The organism is Pseudomonadota bacterium (assembly GCA_026388315.1).
Lineage (GTDB): Bacteria > Desulfobacterota > Syntrophorhabdia > Syntrophorhabdales > Syntrophorhabdaceae > MWEV01.
The window spans coordinates 1-25510 of record JAPLKA010000088.1 but is presented as its reverse complement, the minus strand read 5'-3'; the positions used below and the strand labels follow the sequence as shown (position 1 = coordinate 25510).

General features: G+C 43.7%; 21 protein-coding genes. 5 read left to right on the top strand and 16 right to left on the bottom strand.

All coding sequences use genetic code 11. The annotated features are described in order from the left end of the window. Window positions 1-47: 47 nt before the first annotated feature. On the top strand, window positions 48-1655 hold the full coding sequence (locus tag NTX75_12670) for an AMP-binding protein (GenBank protein MCX5817071.1): 1608 nt from the start codon (window positions 48-50) through the stop codon (window positions 1653-1655). Between the two features lie 51 nt (window positions 1656-1706). Here NTX75_12670 and NTX75_12665 read toward each other — a convergent pair whose 3' ends face one another. From NTX75_12665 to phoU, 9 genes are all read right to left on the bottom strand, one after another. Then, the gene (locus NTX75_12665; GenBank protein MCX5817070.1) at window positions 1707-2489 is read right to left on the bottom strand and encodes a type III pantothenate kinase; all 783 of its coding nucleotides are present in this window, start codon (window positions 2487-2489) and stop codon (window positions 1707-1709) included. 120 nt (window positions 2490-2609) lie between these two features. Then, a complete protein-coding gene (locus NTX75_12660) occupies window positions 2610-3575 on the bottom strand; it encodes a biotin--[acetyl-CoA-carboxylase] ligase (GenBank protein MCX5817069.1) in 966 nt (321 codons plus the stop codon). Next, complete coding sequence (gene fusA, locus NTX75_12655) at window positions 3568-5610, bottom strand: elongation factor G (GenBank protein ID MCX5817068.1); 2043 nt, start codon at window positions 5608-5610, stop codon at window positions 3568-3570. The genes NTX75_12660 and fusA overlap by 8 nt, the downstream gene beginning before the upstream one ends. An 85-nt stretch (window positions 5611-5695) precedes the next feature. Next, complete coding sequence (gene pstB / locus NTX75_12650; GenBank protein ID MCX5817067.1) at window positions 5696-6451, bottom strand: phosphate ABC transporter ATP-binding protein PstB; 756 nt, start codon at window positions 6449-6451, stop codon at window positions 5696-5698. Then, window positions 6448-7203: a phosphate ABC transporter ATP-binding protein gene (locus NTX75_12645; GenBank protein ID MCX5817066.1), complete on the bottom strand. Its 756-nt coding sequence runs from the start codon at window positions 7201-7203 to the stop codon at window positions 6448-6450. Before NTX75_12645 ends, pstB begins: the two co-directional genes overlap by 4 nt. Before the next feature lie 6 nt (window positions 7204-7209). After that, window positions 7210-8046, bottom strand: a complete 837-nt coding sequence (gene pstA, locus NTX75_12640) for a phosphate ABC transporter permease PstA (protein MCX5817065.1) — start codon at window positions 8044-8046, stop codon at window positions 7210-7212. Continuing rightward, entirely contained in the window at window positions 8043-8906 is an 864-nt protein-coding gene (gene pstC, locus NTX75_12635) for a phosphate ABC transporter permease subunit PstC (protein ID MCX5817064.1), read from the bottom strand. The genes pstA and pstC overlap by 4 nt, the downstream gene beginning before the upstream one ends. Next, window positions 8899-9714 (bottom strand): phosphate ABC transporter substrate-binding protein, encoded by an 816-nt coding sequence (locus NTX75_12630; protein ID MCX5817063.1) that lies wholly within the window; start codon window positions 9712-9714, stop codon window positions 8899-8901. Before NTX75_12630 ends, pstC begins: the two co-directional genes overlap by 8 nt. A gap of 5 nt (window positions 9715-9719) precedes the next feature. Beyond that, window positions 9720-10403: a phosphate signaling complex protein PhoU gene (gene phoU, locus NTX75_12625; GenBank protein ID MCX5817062.1), complete on the bottom strand. Its 684-nt coding sequence runs from the start codon at window positions 10401-10403 to the stop codon at window positions 9720-9722. 171 nt (window positions 10404-10574) lie between these two features. On the opposite strand from phoU, the gene NTX75_12620 reads away from it, so the two are divergent. The 4 genes from NTX75_12620 to hydE all read left to right on the top strand — a co-directional run bounded on the left by NTX75_12620 (window position 10575) and on the right by hydE (window position 16017). Then, the gene (locus tag NTX75_12620) at window positions 10575-10970 is read left to right on the top strand and encodes a PaaI family thioesterase (GenBank protein ID MCX5817061.1); all 396 of its coding nucleotides are present in this window, start codon (window positions 10575-10577) and stop codon (window positions 10968-10970) included. Between the two features lie 140 nt (window positions 10971-11110). Continuing rightward, entirely contained in the window at window positions 11111-12847 is a 1737-nt protein-coding gene (locus NTX75_12615; GenBank protein ID MCX5817060.1) for an amidohydrolase family protein, read from the top strand. Beyond that, the gene (locus tag NTX75_12610; protein MCX5817059.1) at window positions 12844-14949 is read left to right on the top strand and encodes a PBP1A family penicillin-binding protein; all 2106 of its coding nucleotides are present in this window, start codon (window positions 12844-12846) and stop codon (window positions 14947-14949) included. The genes NTX75_12615 and NTX75_12610 overlap by 4 nt, the downstream gene beginning before the upstream one ends. 39 nt (window positions 14950-14988) lie before the next feature. Continuing rightward, window positions 14989-16017: a [FeFe] hydrogenase H-cluster radical SAM maturase HydE gene (gene hydE, locus NTX75_12605; GenBank protein ID MCX5817058.1), complete on the top strand. Its 1029-nt coding sequence runs from the start codon at window positions 14989-14991 to the stop codon at window positions 16015-16017. A gap of 254 nt (window positions 16018-16271) precedes the next feature. Here hydE and hydG read toward each other — a convergent pair whose 3' ends face one another. The 7 genes from hydG to NTX75_12570 form a co-directional block, all read right to left on the bottom strand. Continuing rightward, window positions 16272-17666 (bottom strand): [FeFe] hydrogenase H-cluster radical SAM maturase HydG, encoded by a 1395-nt coding sequence (gene hydG / locus NTX75_12600; GenBank protein MCX5817057.1) that lies wholly within the window; start codon window positions 17664-17666, stop codon window positions 16272-16274. Window positions 17667-17719: 53 nt separating this feature from the next. Then, complete coding sequence (hydF, locus tag NTX75_12595; GenBank protein ID MCX5817056.1) at window positions 17720-18946, bottom strand: [FeFe] hydrogenase H-cluster maturation GTPase HydF; 1227 nt, start codon at window positions 18944-18946, stop codon at window positions 17720-17722. 20 nt (window positions 18947-18966) lie between these two features. Next, window positions 18967-20394, bottom strand: coding sequence for an aspartate ammonia-lyase (locus NTX75_12590; GenBank protein MCX5817055.1), 1428 nt, complete (start codon window positions 20392-20394; stop codon window positions 18967-18969). A 156-nt stretch (window positions 20395-20550) separates the two neighbouring features. Beyond that, window positions 20551-21210 (bottom strand): ParB/RepB/Spo0J family partition protein, encoded by a 660-nt coding sequence (locus NTX75_12585; protein MCX5817054.1) that lies wholly within the window; start codon window positions 21208-21210, stop codon window positions 20551-20553. Between the two features lie 135 nt (window positions 21211-21345). After that, the gene (locus NTX75_12580) at window positions 21346-21777 is read right to left on the bottom strand and encodes a putative toxin-antitoxin system toxin component, PIN family (GenBank protein ID MCX5817053.1); all 432 of its coding nucleotides are present in this window, start codon (window positions 21775-21777) and stop codon (window positions 21346-21348) included. After that, on the bottom strand, window positions 21770-22012 hold the full coding sequence (locus tag NTX75_12575) for a hypothetical protein (GenBank protein MCX5817052.1): 243 nt from the start codon (window positions 22010-22012) through the stop codon (window positions 21770-21772). Before NTX75_12575 ends, NTX75_12580 begins: the two co-directional genes overlap by 8 nt. 235 nt (window positions 22013-22247) lie before the next feature. Next, complete coding sequence (locus NTX75_12570) at window positions 22248-25304, bottom strand: ATP-binding protein (GenBank protein ID MCX5817051.1); 3057 nt, start codon at window positions 25302-25304, stop codon at window positions 22248-22250. Window positions 25305-25510 lie beyond the last annotated feature (206 nt).

The following is a 25510-nucleotide window of genomic DNA, read 5'->3' as shown; positions in this document are numbered from 1 at the left end:
TTGTAGAAACAATTTATCATTAAAAAATAATTGTAGGAGGACGAAACATGAGGAACGGACGCTGGTTAACAGCAAAAGACGTGGTAAGGGTAAATGCCCTGAAGTTTCCGAACAAGATCGGTATCAAAGACTTGTACAGGGCTTATACATTCAAACAGTGGGACGAGAGATCATGCAGACTTGCAAATGCACTTGCCGATATGGGCATGAAGAAGGGTGACAGGTTTGCAGTGCTTGCATACAATTGTGTAGAGTGGATGGAGATTTATGCAGCCGCTGCGAAGGGCGGATTTATTTGCGTACCCCTTATGTTCAGGCTTGCGCCTGTAGATATGGAATATATCACTAACCACTGTGAGGCAAAGGTTTTTATCGTACAAGGCGGGAAGGATGGAGCAGACGGGAAAGAATTTCCCTGGATCAACCAGATTAACGGAATGAAGAAAAATCTCACTACTGTAAAGCATTATGTCTCCTTTGCCTTGGATAATGAGAAATATGATGGTTTTGTTTCTTATGAAGAAGCGCTTGCAAAAGCGAGCCCGGAAGAACCGGCAACCGTAGTAGATGCCGAAGATCCATGGGTTATCATGTATACAGGTGGAACAACGGGGAGGCCAAAGGGTGTTGTAAAGACACATGCCAATCTCTTTGCCCAGTATTTTATCCAGATATTTGATCACCAGTTCAATTATGATGACTGCAATCTCCTCGTCATGCCATGCTGTCACGTAAACTCTCTCTTCTATTCATTTGTTGCTACCTGGGTCGGCGGTACCGTTATGACATACAACATGGTGAGCTTTAACCCTGAGTATCTGTTAAAGACTTTCTCTGAGCACAAAGTCACCTTTACCTCATTGGTTCCAACCCATTACATCATGATGCTTGCACTACCGGACGATGTGAAGAAGAAATATGATCTGACATGCGTTAAAAAACTCCTTATCTCCTCTGCCCCGGCCAGAAGAGATACAAAGCTTGGCGTCCTCAAGATGTTCCCCAATTCAGAGCTCAACGAAGCATATGGCTCTACGGAAGCAGGCATTGTAACAGTCCTCAAACCCCATGAACAGCTTACAAAGCTTGGCTCATGCGGTCGCGAGGTTATCGGTACCGACTATATTAAATTCTATGATGAGGATGGAAACCTTGTAACAAAACCGAACGAAGTAGGCGAACTCTACTCAAGAAGCCCCATGCTTTTTGAAGAATACTGGAAAGAGCCCGAAAAGACAAAAGCAGCCATGAAGGGAGAATACTTCAGCGCAGGCGATATGGGATACCGTGATGAAGAAGGATACATCTACCTTGTTGACAGAAAGGCAAACATGATTATCTCCGGCGGCGAGAACATCTTTCCGTCTGAAGTAGAGAACTGTGTCGGCGGTCTTGAGAAGGTAAAAGATGTTGCAGTCATCGGCGTTCCTCACGAAAAATGGGGCGAACAGGTAATGGCAGTCGTGGTATTGCATGATGGTCAGACCTCAACACCTGAAGAAATTACAGGCCACTGCAAGGGCAAGATCGCAGGCTTCAAGGTTCCAAAAAGTATTGTCTTTATAAAAGATGAAGAAATGCCAAGAAGCGGCGCAGGCAAGATACTCCACAGGATACTGAGAGAACAGTTCGGAAAGTGGAGCGATCATCAGTAAAAAATAGAATCAGGATAAAACGGAAAGGCGGGGTTAAATCCCCGCCTTTTTTTATTTGAATTTATGAAAGTCTTTATTCTTATCGTACAAAATCTTTAAACCTTTCAGGGTGAGGAATTCATCTACCTCATCGAGCGTATTGGATTCTTTGTACATCAAGCTTGCAAGACCACCCGTAGCGATAACATAGGGATTGGTTTTAACCTCTTCTTTCATTTTGTACACTATTCCGTCCACGAGGCTTACATAACCATATGTTATGCCTGATTGCATGGCATGTACCGTATTTTTCCCTATTATGCTTTTAGGCCTGATGAGTTCAACCCTCGGCAGTTTTGACGCCCTTTCGAAAAGCGCTTCAAGAGATATCATGATTCCAGGGGCAATTGCCCCACCCATATAATCGCCTTTGGGTGTTATATAATCAAAAGTTGTTGCTGTGCCGAAATCAACAATAATAAGAGATTTTTTGTGTTTTTCGTATCCTGCAACGGCATTCACTATCCGGTCAGCGCCTACCTCCTGGGGGTTTTCATACTGGATGGGCATGCCCGTTTTAATGCCGGGCTCCACTATAATCGGTTTTACGTAGACGTATTTTCTGCAAAGTATTTCAAAAGGTATGAGAAGGGGAGGTACCACACAGGAAATGATAGCGCTGTCGATTTCGTTGAGTTTAATCTTTTCGAAGTAAAGCAGGCTGTTAAGAAGAATAGCGTATTCATCAACGGTCTTCTGAAGTGCGGTGCTGAGCCTCCAGTGATTTACCAATTTGTCGTCATCATAAACACCGAAAACAATGTTTGTATTCCCTATATCAATCACAAGCAGCATGTTTGCATCTCCTTTGTAAAAATTCGTAATTCGTAATTCGTAATTTACCTATTACTTTTCACCTTTCGCATTTCACCTTGTCCCGCCTTCGGCAGGATTAAAGCTTGCACTCTTCGCATTTTAAAAGGATACATCCCCTGCGATTATCCTTTTTACTTTACCATTAATGTTGATTAGCATGGCACCACTTGTATCTATACCTTCCGAGACACCTCTGTATACTTCACCCATCTGATTTATCTCGAGATATTTCCCTTTGATTTGTGCCGTCTTTTCCCAGATGTTGCATATATCCTGTTCTCCTTTTTTCCGAAAAATAGAATAATATTTATCAAGATTGGAGAGTAAAATACCACAGATCGAAGCCCTTTCGTATGTTTTTTTTGTTTCAATATGAAGAGAAGTTGCTTTGTTTCTAATCATTTCGTCAATCTCTTTTTCCTTCATATTGATATTAAATCCAATCCCGACGACAATGAACCTTACCATGTCTGCTTCGGTTGAGATTTCAAGTAAGGTGCCGCACACTTTTTTCCCGTGGATTAATACATCATTGGGCCATTTTAATGTTGGCGCTATCCCTGTAACCCTTTCAATTGTATCATACACGGCAAGGGACGATATGAATGTTATAGGATAGACCCTTGCGGGATGTACAGGGGGTTTCAAAATAACCGACAGATATAAATTTTTCCCGGGAGGAGAAAACCAGACCCTGTTGAGTCTTCCCTTTCCGGTCCTCTGTGCTTCCGCAACGACACACGTGCCTTCCGGTTTGCCGCCAAGGGCAAGTTTAAATGCGTAAGAGTTTGTAGAATCTATATTGTCCTGGTATACGATCTCTTTCACAATAGAATGGGTATCGAGGTACCTGTAGATTTCCCATGGAAATAATTTATCAGGCGTATCAATAAGTCTATACCCCTTGCCTTTAAGCTTTATGATACCGTATCCTTTATGCTCAAGCTGGTTAATGTATTTCCAGACTGCTGTTCGCGATATGCCGAGTTTTGCAGAGATCATGTCTCCCGATATGTAATCATCCGCACCCCTTAAAAACGTCAATATTTCTCTGGTCCTATCCATTTTCAACCTTATCATAATGGGAGAAATACATAGTAAAAGAAGCACGGCCCTGTGAAAGTGAACGCACATCAGTAGAGTAGCCGAACATTTTTGTTAATGGGGCATTCGCATGGATTATCGTGATTTTGTCCTTTGTCGTTAAATTCAGAATTTGACATTTTCGACTATTCAAATCACCGATAATCTCTCCCATGAATTCATTCGGTACGGTTACTGCGAGAGACATGATCGGGACCAGAAGAACAGGCTTCGCGTCTGTACATGCCTTCCTGAATGCTTCAAAGGAGGCTATTTTCAGGGTTAGCCGGGCAAACTCAGGATTATTATATGAGGCATCATTGATATCCACTTTGATGTCTGTCAGGGGAAAGCCTTTTAATATCCCTACATTGGAAGCCTCCATAATACCTTCCTGAATGGTGTTGAGGAAAGTGAAGGCAGGATGTTCTTCTACAATATGTGATATTATAACGATGCCGCCGCCCCTTTCGTTCGATGATACATCAAGTGAAACCGAACCTTTACAGGGGGTGTTGTTAATTATTTTTTCAAATGCATGTTCAATCGAGGCGTTTCCTTCAATAGTTTCCTTATAAACTACCTGAGGTTTTCCCACGTGAAGTTCAACGCCGAATTCGTCCTTTATCCGTCGTGCAATAACGTCGAGATGCAGTTCTCCCATGCCGGAAACGACTGTCTGGTATGCATCTTCATCAGTTTTAAGGATAAACGTGGGGTCTTCGTCAGAAATTTTCTGGAGTGCAATCATAAGTTTATCCTGATCTATGTTCCGTTTCGGCTCAACTGCGATGGAAATCACCGGCTGATAGATTTCCATAGGCTCCAGAAGAATAGGTCTTTTCTTTGTCAGTGTATGGCCGGTAGAGGTTTCTTTTAATCCTACCAGTCCAACAATCGCCCCTGTTCTTGCTTCATTTATTCTTTCTTTATGATTTGCATGGATTTTAAATATTCTTGAAATTTTCTCTTTCTTTCCGATATTTACGTTATATACTTCATCTCCTACTTTAATTTGCCCGGAATAAATCCTTGTATATGTTAACTTTCTCCCTTCCTCAATAACTACCTTGAATGCAAGCGCAGAGAGGTCTTCATCGCTTTTTGCTTCCCTCGATTCTATTTCACCTGTTTCCGGGTTTTTACCCTGTACCGGAGGGACTTCAAGGGGTGAGGGGAGATATTCAATTATTCCATCAAGCAAGGGCTGTATACCTTTGTTCCTTAAGGCAGCGCCACAAAGCACGGGTATGCATTTCAGGGCTATTGTACCTTTTCTTATGACATCATGAATAAGGGTTTCATCAATATCCTTTCCGTCGAGATAAAGCTCCATGAGCTGGTCATCAAGAAGTGAGAGCTTTTCGAAGAGTTTTTCCCTGTATTCCTGCGCCATCTTTTTATAGTTTTCCGGAATTGAGATGAAGTTGTATGTGGCGCCAAGGTCTTCATCGCTCCAGACTATGCCTTTCATTTTGATTAAATCGATGACACCGTAAAATCCATCTTCCGTGCCGAGTGGTATTTGCAGAGGAATAGGATTTGCGCCGAACTTCTCCACCAACATGTCCATCACATTAAAAAAATTGGCGCCGATTCTGTCGAGTTTATTTATAAAGGCAATCCTCGGTACCTTGTACTTATCGGCCTGATGCCAGACTGTTTCTGATTGTGGCTCAACCCCACCCACACCACAGAAGACCGCTACCATGCCATCGAGCACACGGAGTGAGCGCTCAACTTCTATAGTGAAATCCACATGGCCGGGGGTATCGATGATCTGAATTTCGTGGTCATTCCAGTCACATGTAGTTACGGCAGAGGTAATGGTAATGCCTCTTTCCTGCTCCTGCGGAAGGTAATCCATTGTTGCCGTTCCCTCATGCACTTCACCTATTTTATATGTCTTTTTTGTGTAGTAAAGGATACGCTCTGTGACGGTTGTTTTGCCGGCATCTATATGCGCCGCAATACCGATATTTCTTATTTTTCGTAATCTCTGTGCTTCTTTCTTCATCAGGGTAAAAATATGCACCTATTATGCCGGAAAAGTCAATAGGTAAAGCCCTTAAGAGAGACTTTCACACACTGAATAAACAATTTTATCCGAATCGCCCTGTTATATAGCCTTCTGTTTTTGCGTCCTGGGGTGATGTGAATATTTGTGAGGTTTCACCGAATTCTATCAGATCACCGAGGAGCATGAAACCGGTATAGTCCGATACCCTTGCGGCCTGCTGCATGTTATGGGTTACTATGAGGATGGTATAGTCTTTTTTGAGTTCTATCATGAGCTCTTCCACCCTCATGGTTGCGATGGGATCGAGGGCGGAGCATGGCTCATCAAGTAGAATAATTTCCGGCTCAACGGTCAGTAAACGGGCTATACAGAGTCTCTGTTTTATTTCCTCGGAGAGGCTCAGTGCAGATGCATGAAATTTATCTTTCAAGTCTTCCCATAGTCCAACGGCCCTGAGACATTTTTCTACGATTTCATGATTTTTTCGCCTGTTATTCATGCCGTGGATCTTAAGGCCATAGACCATATTTTCATACACCGAAAAAGGAAAGGGGTTTGGTCTCTGGAATACCATACCGACCTTTTTTCGCAGCTCAATAATGTCAATGTCGTCAAGATTTTGTTTGTTTACGAATATATTTCCGGTAATCTTTACATCATCAATAAGGTCGTTCATGCGATTAAAACAGCGGAGCAGGGTCGACTTTCCACACCCGGAGGGTCCTATGAGTGCGGTGATTGAGTTCTGATATACATTAAAATCGACGTTTTTCAATGCATGAAAAGTTCCATAGGTTAAGTTTAAGTTTTCTGTGGAGAGAACAAAATCATTCATCATCCGAATTTCCCTGATATGTAGTCTTCTGTCTGTTTCTGTGACGGAAAGGTAAACACCCTTTCTGTGGGGCCATACTCAACCAGTTCACCCATGTAAAAGAAAGCGGAATAATCGCTGATTCGGGCTATCTGTTTTGTATTGTTCGAAACCAGTACAATGGTGAATTCTTTTTTTAACTCGTTCAGGGCATCTTCAATCTTTGCGGTTGAAATAGGGTCAAGGCCTGAGCATGGTTCGTCCAGGAGAATAATTTCCGGTTTTAAAGCAAGGGATCTTGCAAGGCAAAGCCTCTGCTGCTGACCACCTGACAGCTTTAAAGCAGATATGCTCAGCCTGTCTTTCATCTCATCCCACAAAAATGCCTTCTTCAGGCTGTCCCTTACGAGCTCATTCAGTTCTGTCTTGTCGGTAATACCCTTCAGGCGTGGACCGTAAGCGATATTGTCATATACCGAACGTGGAAGCGGTATGGGAACCGCAAAAACAGTACCTATCTGCCTCCTTAAAGAAACGCCATCAATATCTCCGTTGATTATGTCTACACCGTCAATATAGATTTTTCCCTCAATTTTCACATCTTCTTCAAATTCTATCATTCTGTTGAAAGCGGATATTAAGGTTGATTTCCCGCTTCCGGCGGGTCCCATAAATCCGGTGATCTTATTTTTATAAACATCTATAGTGATGCCTTTTAAGACCTCGTTTTTGGCAAAGAAGATTTTTAATGTTTCGACCTGTATTTTAATGTCCATATTTATCTAAGAATATTTTGAAATTACTCTGTTCATAATGTAATAAGCAATAATGTTAATCGATAGTATGCTTAAAACCAGCACAAGTGCCGTAGCGTATGCCTTTTCCATTGATATCCCTTCTCGTGCGAGGATATAGAAGTGAACGGCCAGTGTTCTGCCTGAATCCATAAGCGATGTGGGGAGCCTGAGAGAACTTCCCATAGTAAATATTGTTGCTGCTGTTTCACCTACCGCCCTTCCGACACTCAGCATAATGCCCGTTAAAATGCCCGGGAAAGCAGAAGGTAGCACGACTTTTGCCACTGTTTCCCATTTAGTAGCGCTTAAAGAATAGCTTACAATCCTTAAATTTCTTGGTACAGCCTTTATTGCCTCTTCACTCGTTCTGATTATCGTAGGAAGGATCATGATGGTAAGTGTGAGCACACCTGCCAGAAGTGACCATCCCATTTTAAGTTTTATCACAAAAAATATAAAACCGAAGAGACCATACAGTATTGACGGGATGCCCGCAAGCGATTCTACACCAAACCGGACGATTTTCGTCAATCTCGATTCTTTGGTATATTCTGTTAAATAAATTGCAGTGCCTACCCCTAATGGTGTGGCAAGAAGTATTGAAAGGAGTGCGATAAGTATAGTACCCACTATTGAAGGAAATATACCGCCATGTCTACCCATATCTTCAGGGAAGGAGAAGATGAATTCCATATTGATATTGGGGAAACCTTTGAAAAAAATAACAGCAATAATTGCCACTAAAATGCCGACAGTAAAAAATGCCTGTGAAGTTAACCCCACTTTGACAACTCTATCGACTATTCTTGGATTTATCCTCATTTTATTACCCTTCTCTTTATCCCGAAATTTGCAATATAGTTGAGAATCATGATGATAACGAGGAGAACAACCCCTGTTGAAAATAGACCCATCCTGTGGTCTCCCGTGGCATAGGCAAGTTCAAGTGCGATATTTCCGGTGAGGGTTCGCAGGGGATCAAGAATGTTTGTTGGTATTTTCAGCGCATTACCTGCAACCATGATAACCGCCATGGTTTCACCTATGGCCCTGCCCATGCCAAGAATGAAGCTTGCGAGGATCCCTGATTTTGCGGAGGGTATTACCACCTTATAGATTGTTTGCCATTTAGTGGCACCCATGGCAAAAGAACCCTCCCTATATGTTTTGGGAACACTCATAATTGCATCAAAGGATATACTGATTATTGTAGGCAAAATCATTACACCGAGGATAATAGAAGTAGCGAGGAGGGAAAAACCAGCGCCACCAAAATTATTTCTTATGATAGGAACAATGTAGATAACACCCAAAAATCCATAAACAACCGAGGGGATGCCTGCCAATAGTTCGAGAGCAGGCTTTAAAAACATCTTCATCTTTTTACTGGAATATTCGGAAAGGTAAATTGCACAGGAAAGTCCCAATGGCGCACCGATTATAAGTGCCCCGAAGGTTACGAAAAAGGAGGATATGATCATGGGGAATATCCCGAAAGAGCCCTTTGTAGGCGCCCATTTAAAACCTAATATTATTTTTTTCAGACCAACTTTGAGGAAAAGCGGCAGGCCTTCAAAGAGAATAAAAGAAAAGATGAGAAATAGAAAGAGGAGAGAAGAAAAGGCAAATATCGTGAGGATTATCTTTACCGCAAACTCTTTGTCGATTCTTGTTTTAATCATATATGCTTATCAAACCTTCTTTAATCAATATTTTCTGCCCGTCTCCGGAAAGTACAAAATCGATAAATGTTTTCGCAGTACCCTTTGGCTCTCCATTTATTACATATATAAAAGGACGGATAATCTTATATTTTTTGTTTTTTATATTCTCGAGGTTTGGCGCAACCCCGCCTATGGAAAGACCTTTAACCCTGCTATCTACAAGACCGAGGGATATGTATCCGATAGCGTAAGGATCGGTTGCAACGACCTCTCTGATTGAACCGTTAGAATCCTGCACCATGATGCTGTCATCGATCTCTTCGCTTCCCATGACCAACTCTTCAAAGGAGCCCCTGGTTCCCGAACCTTCCTCTCTTGACACTGCATCAATTCTTCTGTCAACCCATCCCAATTCCTTCCAGTTTTTTGTCCGGCCATTAAAAATGTCCCTTACCTGTTTTAATGTAAGCTCCCTGATCGGGTTTTTTGGATGAACTACAATAGAAATTCCATCATAACAGATGATAATTTCTTTTAATGCCATTTCCTGTTCTTTGAGCTGCCGCGATGACATGCCAATACCAACAGTGTTATTCATACATGCCTGAATCCCTGCGGTAGATCCGCCACCCTGTATGTCTATTACATGATCGGGGTGGTCAACCATGAAGTGCTCGGCGAGTTTCTCTGTAAATGGCATGACCGATGTTGATCCGGCTATGGTAACGGTATGCTTTTTGTTTGTTGTGCCCTGGTTAAAATTACAGTAGCAGGTGAACGGCAATATTACGAAAAGAAGAAAAATTGTACTCAGAATTTTATGCATGAAATCTATTCCTCGGGAAGAACCTTCAGATGTCTGATTATTTTTCCTTCCACCATAAATATGACCAGCTCGGCAATATTCACGGCATGGTCAGCCGCTCTTTCCAGGTATTTCGCAATAAAGAGCAGTCTCGTTGCCCGTGTGATGGTTCGTAAATCCTGCCCCATATAGGTCAATAACTCACGGAAGATCTGGTCAAGAAGCTGGTCTACCTTTTCGTCGTCTCTTGTAACTTTCATGGCCAGCTCGACATCTTCTCTTACAAAGGCATCAAGGCTTTCTTTGACCATGAGCTGCACTATGCTTGCCATGGTGGGTAAGTCGATGTATGGTTTTAATTGCGGTTCCTTGTTTAATTCAAGGACACGCTCAGAGACATTTACTGCAAGATCTCCGATCCTTTCGAGGTCATAATTTATTTTAATGGCGGTGGTGATGAATCTCAAATCCCTCGCTGCCGGTTGCCGGAGGGCGAGGAGTTTCAGGCAAAACTCGTCAATCTCTACCTCCTTCGCATTGATGATGTCGTCGTCTTCTATTACCTTTTCGGCAACCTCCGAACGACGGTCAAGGAGCGCTTTTATGGCATCCTGAAATGCCCTTTCCACAATACCTCCTGCGTAAAGAAGCCGTTCTTTCAACTCTTTAAGCTCCATATCAAAAGCCTTATAGATATGCCCTTCCATCATTTCCATCGTATGGCCTCCTTGAGTATTTGCCCGGAAGATTATAGTAATTTTTCATGGCCAATACAAGAGAATAGAGCGGTTGGGTAGCTCATGGCTGATAACTGATAGTTGATGTTAATAGCTTTTTATTGATTAAATGGATATTTTGGGATAGATTTTAATACAATTCGTATGAATGTGGATTTACAGCTAAAACTTGCGAAAGAAACGCCGTACTTTAAACACCTTGGTATCGAGGTTGTCGGGATAAGCGAGGGGTTTGCAAAACTTGCAATTGATTTTAAAGACCACCTGACTCACCCCTTTGGGTATTTTCATGGCGGCGCCATAGCCAGTCTGGCAGATTCTGCAGGTGTAAACTCCGTGTTATCGATACTCAGTGATGAAGAAAAGGCGCTCACGCTTGAAATGAAGATAAATTACTTTATGCCCGTTAAGAATGTTAAGGTGTATGCTGAGGGCAGGGTGATACACAAAGGGAAAAGATTTGCGGTTTCAGATGTTGATGTTAAAACCGTTGATGGGCAAATGGTGGCTAAAGCGATAGTTACATGCGCGATATTATGAAATAATTCAGGGGCAGAGGGGCCAAGAGTTCGTGTGAAAACATCTTTGATCCCGGAACTGCCGGCACCCTTGAACCCTCGAATCCTCGGACCCTTGACCCCTTACTATAAACAGGCTGACAGCTTAAAACGAGGCGTTACATGATTGAGAAGACGTTGAAGGATGTGAAAGGATTAATACATGTTTCCAACGGTGAAATGCCACCGGACTTAATCCTGAAAGATGCAGAGATTCTGGATGTTTTCAGTGGCAGTATGTTTAAAGGAAATATATGGGTTTATAAGTCATGGATTGCATATGTTGGAGAAAAAGAGCCGCTTATAGGCGATGAAACAATTGTTGCCGATGCTAAGGGATATGTCGCTGTGCCGGGCTATATAGATGCCCACGGCCATGCTGACCTTTTTTACAATCCATCGACGTTTGGCGATTTTGTGGTAACGAGAGGGGCTACCACGATATTTTCAGACGCCCATGATATGATTAATTCAATTGGTGTGGCAGGGTTTATCGAAGTTTTAAAAACAAGTGATAAGTTTGCGGTGAAATTTTTGTGGGGTGTACCGGCAGCGTATCCTCCTTACCCCGATATTGAAGGCGGGGAGCTTTTTTCCATTCATGAAATCTGGAAACTCTTTGCACGTTACCGGGAGTGTGTTTCCATCAGTGAATTGTCGCCATATGTAAGGATATTGGATAACGAAGATAGTATCCTTGAAAAAATCCTTATTGCGAGGTCTTTGTCAAAAAATGTTGAGGGGCATACGCTCGGCGCTTCCTATGACAAGCTCAATACCCTTGTTGCAGCAGGGATTACCTCCTGCCATGAATCGATTCGGGAATCCGATTTGCGGAACAGGGTCCGTCTTGGATTGTATACGATGGTCAGACACAGCTCTATCAGGAGTGATTTTGAAAAACTCTGCCCTGTGATGAATGAGTTGCCCAAGGATTCCATGATGCTCGTTTCTGATGGCATCTTTGCGGGCGACTTATTGGAGAGAGGATATATGGATTTTGTTATAAAAGAGGCTATCAATTTCGGCCTCGACCCGATTGATGCCATTAAAATGTCCACGTTGAATCCGGCGCGGTATTTTCGTATGGAAGGCGAGGTGGGAAGTATTGCTCCGGGCAGGATTGCTGATATCCTGCTCCTTGAAGACCTCAAGAAGCCAACGCCGGTGAAGGTTATTGAGAGGGGAAGGCTGGTGGCTGAGGAAGGTGCATTAATAGTGAAATCAACTCCATTCCCGGAAATAGGGAATGCATATAATCCTTTTGTCTTTAAAAATATCGAGAAGCATGAATTATCAATCGAATGGAAAGGTGAAGAGACAATCCCCGTCATTGACGTTGTGGACAGGACAGTTACACGGAGGATTGATATGCCGGTTCTCCTGGATGCGAAGCTTATAATGCCTCAGAAGGAGCATGATATAAGAAAAATCTTCTATACGAGAAGGGAAAAAAAGAAGTGGGGCAGGGGGTTTGTAAGGGGAATTGGCGCAGACATCGGTGGTTTTGCCTCTACGATTGCACACGAAACACATGGCTTGCTTGTTGCGGGTTTTGACGATACGGATATGCAGCTTGCAGCCAATACAGCCCTGAATATAGGCGGCGGAATCGTGCTTGTAGATAAAGGCAAGGTGCTGTACGTTTTGCCCCTCCCCAACGGCGCTACCATGTCCAGCCTGAGCATAGGAGAGCTTGCCGAAGAGTTGCGTAAAGGCAACAAAGTTTTCAGAGAAAGAGGCAGCACACTCGACGATCCCTTATGGACAATCGGTTTTTTGACGTTTACCTCTATCGTAGAGTTGAGGCTTACTGTCTCTGGTGTGTATGACGTGAAAAAGGGTAAGATTATATTTTGAAGAAGAAGCTTCCTTTCTACCTCATTTTATTGGTAATCCTTTCGCTCTGTTTCATGACGGTGGGGTATGCTCTTTACGTTATAAAGGATATCCCGTCAGTTCAAGTCCTGAAAAACCTTGAAAACAAACCTGCAAGCAGTATTTTTGGTGTAAATGACCAGCTTGTTTATCTTATTGTTCCCGATAACAGAATTTTTGTTCCCTACAGCAAGATACCGAAACATGTGAGGTCGGCCTTTCTTGCTGCTGAGGATGCCGATTTTTTTAACCACGGCGCCATTGAGTTTCAGGGCCTTGTAAGGGCACTATGGAAGAATGTTGTGCACGGAAAGGTTGTCCAGGGAGGCAGCACCATAACCCAGCAGGTTATTAAAACGCTTATTTTAGGACCTGAGAGGAGTATGTTAAGGAAGGCAAGAGAGGCTATCCTTGCTTATAAATTAGAGAAATATTTGACGAAAAAAGATATCCTCAATCTCTATCTGAATAACATATACATGGGACATGGGGTATATGGAGTCGAGGCTGCATCGCAGGTCTATTTTGGAAAACATGTCTGGGAGATGACGAGAGCTGAAGCAGCCCTCCTTGCCGGGATCGTGCAGGCGCCGTCCAGAAATACACCCAAAAGGCACCCCGGAAATGCAAGGGCGAGACAGGAGTATGTTATTGATCAGATGTTTGAAAAGAATATGATAAACGAAAAAACAAAAAAGGAAATGTTAAATGAGAGGATAGCAATAAGGGAAGATAACGGGGTTTTTACCGATAGTTATTTCAAGGATTTTGTATTTCAGTACGTGGAAGAAAAGTACGGGAAAGGTGTTTTTTCCAGGAACAAGATACAGATATATGCAACTGTGGACCCCCAGTTTCAGAAATTGGCAGAAGATGCAGTCAGAAGAGGTCTGACACAGTATGAGCAGAGAAAGGGTGAATATACCGTTGCATACCGCCTTGAGAAGAAGAAGTGGGATGGCTTCATGAGAACAGGGGATAGAGACCTTAAACTTTCTAATCTTTTACCGGGGAAAACATACAATATTCTCATATCGGAAAGAATAAAGAGCGGTTATTCTGTTTTAATCGGCAAGGAAAAAGGAACCCTTGCAATGGATGATTTCCCGTATAAGCCGGGAGATGTTGTAAAGGCGATATATAACGGGCAGGGCAAGAAGAAGATACATACATTCCAGCCTGTGAGGACTATGAAGGTTGAAGGTGCACTATTGAGCATGGATGTAAGTAACGGGTATGTTCTGGCCATGGTTGGAGGGAGGGATTTTGAAAAAAGCCCTTATAACAGGGCTGTTTCAGCTAAATTGCAATCAGGCAGTGCATTTAAACCTTTTATCTATGTTACTGCTTTGAAGAAGGGTTATGATATTGATTCTTTAATTGCGGATGAACCAAGGTCATACCCTGGTGGCCCTGGTGGAGCATGGACGCCAAGAAATTATGACGGGAAGTACGAAGGACAAATTACCATAAAGGATGCCGTTGCTTATTCAAAGAATGCCGCTACGGTGAGCCTGCTTGCAGATGTTGGCGTCAGTGCTGTGCAAGAGACGGTGGCCGGACTTGGTATAAATACAGAATTGCCGAATAATCTTTCTATTGCCTTGGGAAGCTCCAATTTGACGCTCCTCGACCTCGTGAAGGGCTTTTCGGCCTTCGCAAATGGTGGGTACAGGGTAAGACCTCTTATGATTCGAAAGATTGTAGATGGAGACGGGAATATCCTTGAAGAAAACGGAGTCGAGAAAGAAAGGGTAATGCCCGAGGAAATAGCGCAAAAAATGAATATTTTACTCAAAGGGCCAACCGAGTATGGAACCGCAAAAGGGGCCTCGAAGATAGGCTTTCCTGTTGCCGGCAAGACAGGCACCACAAGCAATTACTACGATGCCCTCTTTATCGGTTATTCTCCTCATATAGCAACCGGTGTATGGGTTGGATTCGACGCACGGACGACCCTCGGTAAAGGGGAGAGCGGCGCACGGGTCTGCCTGCCCATATGGATGAATTTTATGGCCTCCGCCCTGAGAAGGTACCCGATGAATGATTTTGGAGCACAGCCTGAGCCGGTAGTGGTAGAGTAATTTATTGTAATTGATGGTAATTTCCTTTCTTCAATCTTAATGAATATTGATTACACAAGAGAGAAAGCAATACAGCTTTTGAAGGCTGAAGGCGAAGAGCTGGAGAGGCTTTATCGTGAGGCCGATTCAATACGTCGCCAGTATATGGGCGATGATATATTCATACGTGGTATCATTGAGTTTTCCAACATTTGTGCAAACAACTGCCTTTACTGTGGTATCAGGGCATCCAACAGAAACGTAAAACGGTATACTATGCAGGCCGAAGAAATCCTGGAGGCGGCATATGCAATGGCGGGAACTCGGCAGACGACCATTGTTCTCCAATCAGGTGAAACCCCCGGTATCAGAGACGAAGAACTTGGAGAAATAATTAAGAGAATAAAGAAAGAAACTTCCTTAACTGTTACCGTATCGGTGGGTAACCGTTCTTATGACACATATCGCTATTGGCGGGAATGTGGCATGGATCGCTATTTTCTGCGATTTGAGACAAGCGATCCGGCACTTTTTGATAAGTTGCACCCCGATTCTACCCTGGCGGAGCGATTGAGATGTCTTAATGACCTTCAGAACCTCGGTATCCAAACCGGGAGCGGGTTTATGATAGGTCTGCCGGGAGAGACACTGGAGATACTGGCGGATAATATTCTTCTCTGTCGCAAACTTGACCTCGACATGATAGGCATTGGGCCTTTTATACCCCACCCTGAGACTCCTCTGGGACAGGGAAAAAATCCATATGACGGAAATCCTGAAGTATTCTTTAAAGCCCTCGCTGTATTGCGTATCTTTAATCCTGATGCCCATATACCGGCAACTACGGCCTTTGATGCAGTGTTTCCGGGAGAGGGGAGAAATTTTGTGCTTCAGAGGGGTGCAAACATTTTCATGCCTAACAATACACCCTCAGTATATCGAAAAGATTATATGTTATATCCGGGGAAACCGGGTGTCGATGAGTCCGCCGACCAAAGTTTGTATTCTGCTGTAACGAGAATCCAATCGCTGGGCAGAACTGTCGGGAAAGGTCCGGGACATTCAATCAAGAAATCAAAACAAGCGTAATGCCTCAACTTTGTTTTAACAGTATAATGCCGGAAGAACTTTTTCCGAGTCGCGCCTTCGAGCACGGTTGGGGGACCCACTTGACGAGGAAAAATGTCCCGAAGGGTAATCTGCGCTGTTTGAGGAGGAACGACGAGTTCGCAGATTGAATGCATTCCGAGTCGTAGTGGGTATACCGCGCGCAGCGAAGCAGGGAGGGAAACAGTGTTCCGGTATATCCAAATTTTTAAGACAGAGGCATTTCAGGTAAGTGTCTACAAATACAGATCGCGCTCTCCATTCTCAAGTCTTTTAAGCCTGCCCTCTGTCTCTTTCCGTATTTTAGGGTTTGGAATCATATGGAGATGATCTTGAATCGTTTTTTCGCCGAGTCTTTTTGTTTCGTCTGAAGCGTAATCGAGCAGGAACTCCTTAAAGGTAAGGATTGCATTCGGCTGGCAGATATTTTGAATCTCGCCGGACTTTGCCAGCGGCATAAACCGGTCACCTGTTCTGCCTTTACGGTAGCAGGCGGTACAGAAACTCGGTATATATCCTGAAGTGCATACACTCTGGAGCACTTCATCGGTGCTGCGCTGATCTTCCACCTGAAATTGACCATCGGTTTCAACCTGAATTTTTTCAATGCCTTTGTGATATCCTCCGACACCTGTACAGGAGCCTGCGCTTAACTGTGAGATACCGAGAGACAGGATTTTATCTCTGAATTCAGCAGGCTCACGGGTGGATAGAATCATTCCCGTATAAGGAACGGCAAGGCGGATAACAGCGATAAGCTTTTTGAAATCGTTATTACTTACCAGATGGGGGAAGGTTGTGAGATTTACGCCTGTTGCCGGACGCATTCTCGGTACGGAAATAGTATGGCAGCCAACACCGAAACGTTTTTCAAGGTGAAGAGAGTGTAAAAGCAGTCCCAAAACCTCGAATTTAAAATCATAAAGACCAAAGAGAACCCCGAAACCTACATCATCAATTCCGCCCTTCATGGCCCTGTCCATGGCAGTAGTGTGCCAGTCATAGTCCTTTTTGGGTCCTGAAGGATGCATCTTTGCATAAGTGGGGCGGTGGTAGGTTTCCTGAAAGAGAATATATGTCCCGATTCCGGCTTCTTTTAATTTCCGGTAGTCATCAGCCGTAGTGGCAGCAATGTTTACATTTATCCGCCGGATACTGCCCATCTTCTCCTTTACCGTATAAATTTTCTGTATTGAATCCAAAACATAATCGAGCGGGCAATTTTTTGGGTCTTCCCCTGCCTCTAATGCGATTCTCTTATGTCCCATTGCTTCAAGCGCCACGACTTCCCGTTCTATCTCTTCCGGGCTTAATCGCCGGCGACTTATCCTGTTATCGATGCGGTATCCGCAGTAAACACAGTTATTGACACAATAATTGCTTATATAGAGGGGAGCAAAGAAGACAAGTCTTTTGCCGTAAATCTTTTCTTTGACCTCATGTGCCGCATCATACATCAGTTCCATGATCTCTTTGTTGTCGCTTTGCAGGAGAACGGCTGTTTCGTAAGGGGTCAATCCTTTTGCGTCTCTTCCCTTTGCAATAATGGCTTTGGCTTCATCATCAGTTGCACCCTTCGCTTCTTCTAAAATAGTACTTATTTTTTGTTCATCAATGAAATCAGCCTGCATTGAAATCTCCATAGGCTAAATATATGGCCGGTCTTGATAAAAGTAAATAGCTCTTAGTCTTTTGCCTCTTCGAGGATCTGCTGTACTTCGGGGAACGGTGCAAGCGCACGCTTCAGGATACCAAGCACATATGCGATGAGGACGCCATAATTAACGATTGGCACATCTGCCTGCTGGGCGGTCACGAGACGGTGGAGCATTTCTTTACGGTTTATCATACACGCCCCGCAGTGAATAATCAGTTTGTAATCATTCAGATCGGGCGGGAGTTCAAAGCCGCTGACCCACGTAAAATCGAGCGGTCCTCCCACAATCTGCCGGAGCCACCTGGGAATTTTCACGGTTCCTATGTCATCTTCAACCCTGTGGTGTGTACATGCCTCTGCAACAAGGACCTTATCACCGGGCATCAGATTTTCAATGGCCTTTGCGCCTTCAACAAGGGTGGTGAGATTGCCTTTATAGCGGGCGAAGAGGATCGAAAAGGATGTCATAAGCACATCTTTCGGTGTGTCTGCCGCGACCTTTAGAAAGGCCTGCGAATCGGTAACAACAAGGCGGGGTTTGCTCTTTAAATTTGCAAGGGCTGCTTTTAATTCCCTTTCTTTTACTACCAGAGCCATGGCATCATTGTCTAATATATCACGTATTGTCTGTACCTGCGGGAGGATCAATCTCCCCTTCGGCGCAGCGAGGTCTATAGGCGTTACAAGCACAACGGTATCTCCCGGTGAAATCAAATCACCAAGTATAGTAGGGGACATCCAGTCTTTTGGCGCTGACTTTATCATGGCCATTTTAAGTTCATGGATTCCCCGGCGGGTTAGGGCGCTCACCGGGATTACGGGCACATTTAACCGGGCGCTGAGTTCCTCTGTTGATGCCTGCGGAAAGAGGTCTATTTTGTTGAGCACGCCTATGACGGGCACCTTGTTTTTCTTTGCACGGCCGATGACATCCTTTTCATGCGTCCCGGCGCCTGTTGCCGGATCAATAACAAGCAGAAGCAGGTCGGTTTTTGCAAGGACTGCAAAGGCCTTTTCCATCCTTAAAGCGCCCAGTTGGCCTATATCGTCTATACCCGCCGTATCGATGAGCACAACAGGACCAATAGGAAGTATCTCCATCGATTTGTATACAGGGTCTGTAGTTGTGCCCGGGATATCTGAGACAATTGCGATATTCTGATTTGTTAATGCATTGATCAGGCTCGATTTGCCGGCGTTACGGCGGCCAAAGATCGCAATATGCAATCTGCTTCCGCGGGGTGTTTGATTCAGTGTTGTATCAACCAAAGCAATTAACCTCTCTTTCTTTGTTTCAGTTTTTGACCACCGGCGATGCCCGGCCTCGTAAGTTCACGTGGGATGAATATGGCATCAAGTTCTTCCTTGGTGAACAATCCGTCCTCTATTGCAGCTTCGCGAATGGTTTTGCCCTCAGATGCTGCTTTTTTAGAGAGTTCTGCTGCCTTGTCATATCCGATATACGGGGCGAGGGCAGTAGCAAGACAAAGACTTTCTTCAAGCCATTGCCTGCAGCGATCTGTATTGGCCTCAATGCCTTCTATGCAACGGGTACGGAAAACTGTAACTCCATTAATGAGGAGCTTAAGGGCGTTGATGAGGTTAAAGGTGATGAGCGGTAAAAAGGCATTTAATTCAAGCTGTCCCGATAATGCAGCCATGGTAATAGCCTGATCGCAGCTTATTACCTGAAATGCTACCTGGGTAACCATCTCCGTAATTACAGGATTTACTTTATTCGGCATGATCGAAGAGCCTGCCTGTTGCCGGGGCAGCGAAATTTCCGCCAGACCGCCGCGAGGGCCGGCAGAGAGCAATCTCAGGTCGCCTGCTATCTTTGCCAGGTTAACTGCAACCGTCTTTACAAGCCCTGAGACTTCAACGAAGACATCGGCGTTTTGTGTAACGTCAACCATATTCTCTGCCCGCGCGATGCCGAGGCCCGTAATATTCTGCAATTCTTCAATAGCAGCATAAATGTATTCACGCTCTGCATTAAGGCCGGTCCCTATCGCTGTACCGCCCAGGTTTACCTGTCTTAAACGTTCCTCGACTTTGAAAAGGCGCCATCTATCACGCGCAACGGCCTCTGCATAAGCCCCGAACTCCTGTCCGAGGGTAATAGGGACTGCATCCTGCATTTCAGTCCGGCCAAGCTTGAGGATGCCGGCATAGGCCGATTCTTTTTCCTGAAAAGCACCTTGGAGTTGCGCAATAACCTCACTTAAGGTAATGACTAATCGGATGGCTGCCACTTTGAGCGCCGTCGGGTAAACATCGTTTGTGGATTGGGAGAGATTGACATGTTCCAGCGGGTCTATAAAGTGATAGTCGCCCTTTGTACCGCCCAGGATTTCGATGGCCCTGTTGGCAAGAACTTCATTCATGTTCATGTTGGTGGAAGTACCGGCCCCGCCTTGAAAGGCATCTACGATAAACTGGTCAGAGAATTTTCCGTTTTGGATTTCTCTGGTAGCCTCTAATATTGCCTCACCTATTTTTTGATCGAGTAGTTTGACCTTGATGTTTGCGAGGGCACAGGCCTCTTTTACCTCTGCCAGTGCCTGAATGAGTTCCTGGGGCACCCTGAATGATGATATAGGAAAATTTTTTACTGCCCGGAGGGTATGAATGCCATAATAGGCATCTGCCGGAATCTCCATCTCACCCAGAAAATCTCTTTCTGTACGGTATGTACCCATCGTGCATATTTTATAAACCCTGTTTGTAAAAGAAGCAAGAAAACATTGTTACTTCAGTGAATAGTCGTTAGTGAACAGTCGTTAGTCAAAAACCTATTTGCCATTCACGGCATTTCATATTTTCTGCCTTTTTAGCTATTCACTATCTACTATTCACTATCTACTATTCACTGCCTTCACACGATCAGGACATTCGAGGTTAGCGGCGAAGAGATATCCTTGAGAAACGGGGAGTGTTTCTGCCCGAATTGCTGCCTGAATCTCATCGGGAAGTTTTAGAAGTGAAAGTCCGTTAAATAGCGTCTTTGTTGACTTTCCGGAGATTTGAAGAGTAGTCGCAACAGTTGCGACTAATTCGTCTGACACAAGTTCGGGTTTTCTATCGTATTTTATTAAGTCACTCATTACACCATCTACATCATATCCTTTATCGGGATGTTTAGCCTGAATATATGCCAATATGCCCTTTGCCTGATCCATTGGATTCAAGTCTTCCCGCTGGAGATTTTCTGTTAGCTGGAAGGCAAGGATTTCATCCTTCTGGGTGATCGCATCAAGTATGCGCGCCGGTATTGTTGGGAGCCCCAGCTTCTGGGCAGCAAGAAAGCGTCTCTCCCCGCAGAGGAGGAGGTATTTGCCGTCTTTTGGTGTTACAAGGACGGGCTCTAAGACACCTTTGTCTTTAATGGATTCCATGAGGGCCTTGAAGGACTCACTCTCCGTGTCGATCCCTGAGCGAATCTGTTCTTCCACAATAATGCTCTCCAGAGGCAGATACATAAACTCTGGACTTTCAACTGTTTTCTTTGTCGCCATCTTTCTCCCCCTCTTTTTAATTCAGTGGTTCGTACTTCGTCGTTCGTACTTCGTTAAGAGCCTTTTCTCGATGTACGATGTACTATGTACTGTCTTGTAAATCTACCTCGATGTTGTTCTTTACCAGAATTGACGTTACGCTTTTTGCAATATTCTCAAAAAGCTATTTACATTAATAATCTGGATGCCGCTATAATGTTTCAGATCGAGCAGATGCCCATCGCCGGAAACTATGTAGTCTGCTTCCCCTTCAATGGCACAGTTGATAAATTTATCATCTTCCGGATCTCTTTTGACTTTCATAATTTCATACGAATCTTCTGTTAAAATTGCACCTTCATAAAGAAAAGAAGCAATGTCATCTATGATAGCCTCATTGAGACCATATTTCGTGTATATGTGACCCCTGTGGAGAACTTCAAGGATTTCCCGATTTATCAAAATCGAGGTTACAACTTTGAATGTTTCTTCTTTTGCTAATTCGAGAAGTTTTCTTGGTGAGCCTTTTGGCGAGACGATACCACTGAAAATAATATTAGTGTCTAAAACAGCCTTAATTCTATACATTTGTTCTTACATCGGAAATGGCCCGTTCGACATCGGTTAGCACTTCCTTTGTTGTAAACCTTTTGTTTTTATTACCAAGCTGTTGAAGCGCTCTTCCAAAACGTTCCTGCCATGAAGGAACCTTTTCCCTGTCCAGTTTCCTCTTGAGAAACATTTTTTCATCCAATTCAAGCTGATCTACAACGGCAAGAAGTTCCTGAAAAGAAATATCGAGTTTCAAGGTTCTTGTAACCATAAACACCTCCTTACTCCCTGGAGTTACAAGGATATAATATAGAGTTTATACTTTCCCCCGCATAATTTCAAACAAATTGAAATTCAGTCCAGCCTTCTTTACCGGTTTTGCCCCCCCAAAAAAACAGTACTTTAAGCCAAAAAAGTGGATTAAGGATTGATGGATTAAGGAGTAAGGGTTAGAAGATAATCCATAATCCAATATTCTCAAGGGTTTTGTCCGACCCCATTCCGGTTCAGATGGTTTTCCACCGTTCAAAAAAACCCTCATCTATTATGGTCCATCCCTTGCCCTGAACCCAAACAGTATATGGTGGCTTGAGACACATATCATAATTTTGCCAGTCTACCTCAAAATACTGGTAACCAATCTGTTTGTGCCCATACTCGGGTTTTTCCAATGAACCGGACTTCTCATTAAGGTTCAGTATTGACGTAATGAATGTAAGAAAATAAGATGCAAATTCTTCTATATCGTTTTTCTTTTTCAACAACCGACTTTTAACATAAAGTTGCGACAAAGGATGGGACCTGTTTGCTATCCCTATAGGAGTTTGAAGCGCAATAGCCTTTGAAGCAACCCCCTTGAAAGGAATAAGATAACCGGTTAATATTCTTTCACCCACATAGTAATGGGATAACAAACCATCAAAAGGATTAGGAACCTCTGGCATCAGAGTAATATTTTTATCTTCCACTATCGCAACGCTCATAAGCAGTACCAATGAGTTCATTTTGTATAGCAACTCGGGGTGGTTAGTCCCAGTTTCCTCCCATCGTTGCAGGTTTTCATCAGGACCAATAGTGCTACCATCCTCTGTCCTCAGTTTAAACCCACGTTCCGCTTTATCTATCGTAAGCTTCCCCAGATGACTGATTTTTGGCCAGACAGTTTTGGAACCAATAACCGATACTCCCACATTACTCCACAGAGCTTCAGGGGTAATATTTCTGAATGAAGCTCTATAGATTGTTCCAAGTTTCCAAAACGTCTCTTGTAATAAACCTTCTTCAAGTCGTGTAGCAACCTTACCCCATATCTTGCCAGAAGCCTCACCTACACATTCGTCAAGCCGTCTCCATCCTGGTGGAGAGTTAAATAGACTGCGGTCTGGACGTGTGCGGGCCGGGGTCAGTTCCGGTTTCATCTCTCCTCTTACATCAAGGAGCGTAGCCATAGGGCCATAGATTTGAGAGTTAGTGTATCCAAGAATCCGACTATCTCTTTTAAAAGAAGCACGTCCGGGTTCACCGGCTATAAGAATCCCATCTGCGCTGATAGTTATTCCATCATGTTCATTCCAAGGATAATCTTCAATCTTTTTATCTCCAACAAAAAGTTCCCAATCTTTTGAATTTTCTCGTGTCTTCCAGGCAGCCTCTGCATTCTCTATCGCGGGCAATCCTTGCTGGTCTATCAGAAAAGACTCTCTCATTGATCCACCTAAGCGTACATCTATTTCACAAAAATTCTGCTCATAGGAGACAATGTTTTTCAACCCTGCATACTCCATCAGTGTAGGAATCTTTTCTGGTTCCGGAGGTATCTCTACTGTGTCGGCTATTTCCGGAATCAAGCAGTCGGCATGGACTGGGAATTCCACTGCAACGGCATAGCCCTTCAGCACTGTAGTCAATTTCACTCGATCTTTCCATTCATCAAGGAAGCCGGGTTTTTTCCTTGAAACAATGGTTACCATTGTGCCAACTTCAAGGTTGGCCGTCCCCTCCTTTATCACCACCATGCTGCTCAGTCCATTAATCTCAATCATCAGCGGTCTGCCGTACTCTCTTCCTGCGCCGTAATCCCTGCGTGTTTGAATGATGATCCTGTCTCCCAGCATAAAACAGGACATAAATCCGATGCCAAACCGGGATACCGGGTCAAAGTCACAATTATGTTTCCGGAATTCAAGCCTCTCCTGTTCAAATTGGGGTGATCGATAGAAGCTCCTTCCTACCTTGCAGAGAAAACTTGTGACTGTATTTTCATCCATTCCTACGCCGTTGTCACGACAACTAATAATTTCGTAACCATTATCATCCGTTGCATGATGCATTTCAACTTTGCCTTCCTTCCAGTCTATTCCATTACAAGAATGCAAAGCTTTTCTATATCGGAGAGCATCCAAGGCATTCTGAAGCAGTTCGCGCACGCAAAGAGAAGGATTTCTATATAGCTTTTCAAGTAATAACAACCGTATGATTTCGTCTCTTGACAGAGAAAATTCGAGATCATGATAAATATAGGCATTTCCTTGTGGACCAAGGCGCGAACGATCCACTCTGTCAGGAAGGTCCAACCGATAATTGCTGCAATTTGCCGGAAAGTGTTTGATCAGTTGTTTACACTCTATTAATTCGGAATCAATCATATCCATGAATCGTCGAGCAGTTGCTTCATAAACAGGGTGTTTAAAGTACATAGTAAATCGAATCAAATCTTGCGAAATAGTCCATCCTTGAACAGCACGATGTTTCTCCCATTCCTGCACGCTCACGTCATTGGTAAAATGGATCGCTTGGTAAAGAGTGTCAGGCGCTCGATCGCTATCAAAATCCAAAATATCGGCTAAACGAAGAATCACCGCAAGAAAAGGCATGTTTACCGCATAAGTTCCCACTTGCTCATCGTAGTTAAATCCATTATTTGGTATTAGGCTTGTCGTTGGCTCGCAATGTGATAGACATAACTGGGACAGAAGGTGCGAAAGATTTCTTCCGGCTATGTCAAGGCGCCTGTCATGCTCATATTGTTTCAACACAAACGCCTTAGAACGAATACCATGAGTTGTTCGCAAATACGCAGTTACCATACCGGAATCTAATTCGTTTATCTTCCTTATAAGCTCATCACGTTTTTTCTCGCTTGCCGACCTGCCTGCTATCTGTTGTTGAATTTCTTTCCTATTAGGATGATTGAGGTACCAATTGTCACGAAACAAAACAAAATCTGCTGTCCCTTCGAGTGTGTTCTGCTCATCAGCCTCAAGAACCATGCCCTGGTCATGAAGATAAGAAGACAAAATCAGAAGAGATAATTCCACAGCATTCAGAACATTTACTTTGTCACCAAGGATTAGCCCCATTAATTCCGTAGCGCGCAGCAAGTGTACTTGGTCATGGATGGTATACTCAGGAAAGTGTTCTATTATGATTTTTGATCGATTTTCTGCCTCCTCGCATATAGCCAAAACGTTTGCAGATAGAAAGTGAGCATTTTTGTTGTTCAACGCCTTCAATGTTTTCCAAAGGATTGTATCTTCTACTGTTCGAAGTTCCATGACTGCCATAATATTTCTACCCCCTTGATTCCGGCACTATGCATATCATAATGTATCGATGTTCTTCTATCCCGGATTTCAAACGATTGCCAATTGCAGGGTGAATAATCCTGCTCGGAAAAAAGCTCATTCTGCACGATTAGGTGTTCGGTCGTTCTTGAAACCAAGCCCCAAGCTCTTAACAGACATTGTCACAACTCTCCTTTGAAGGCTTT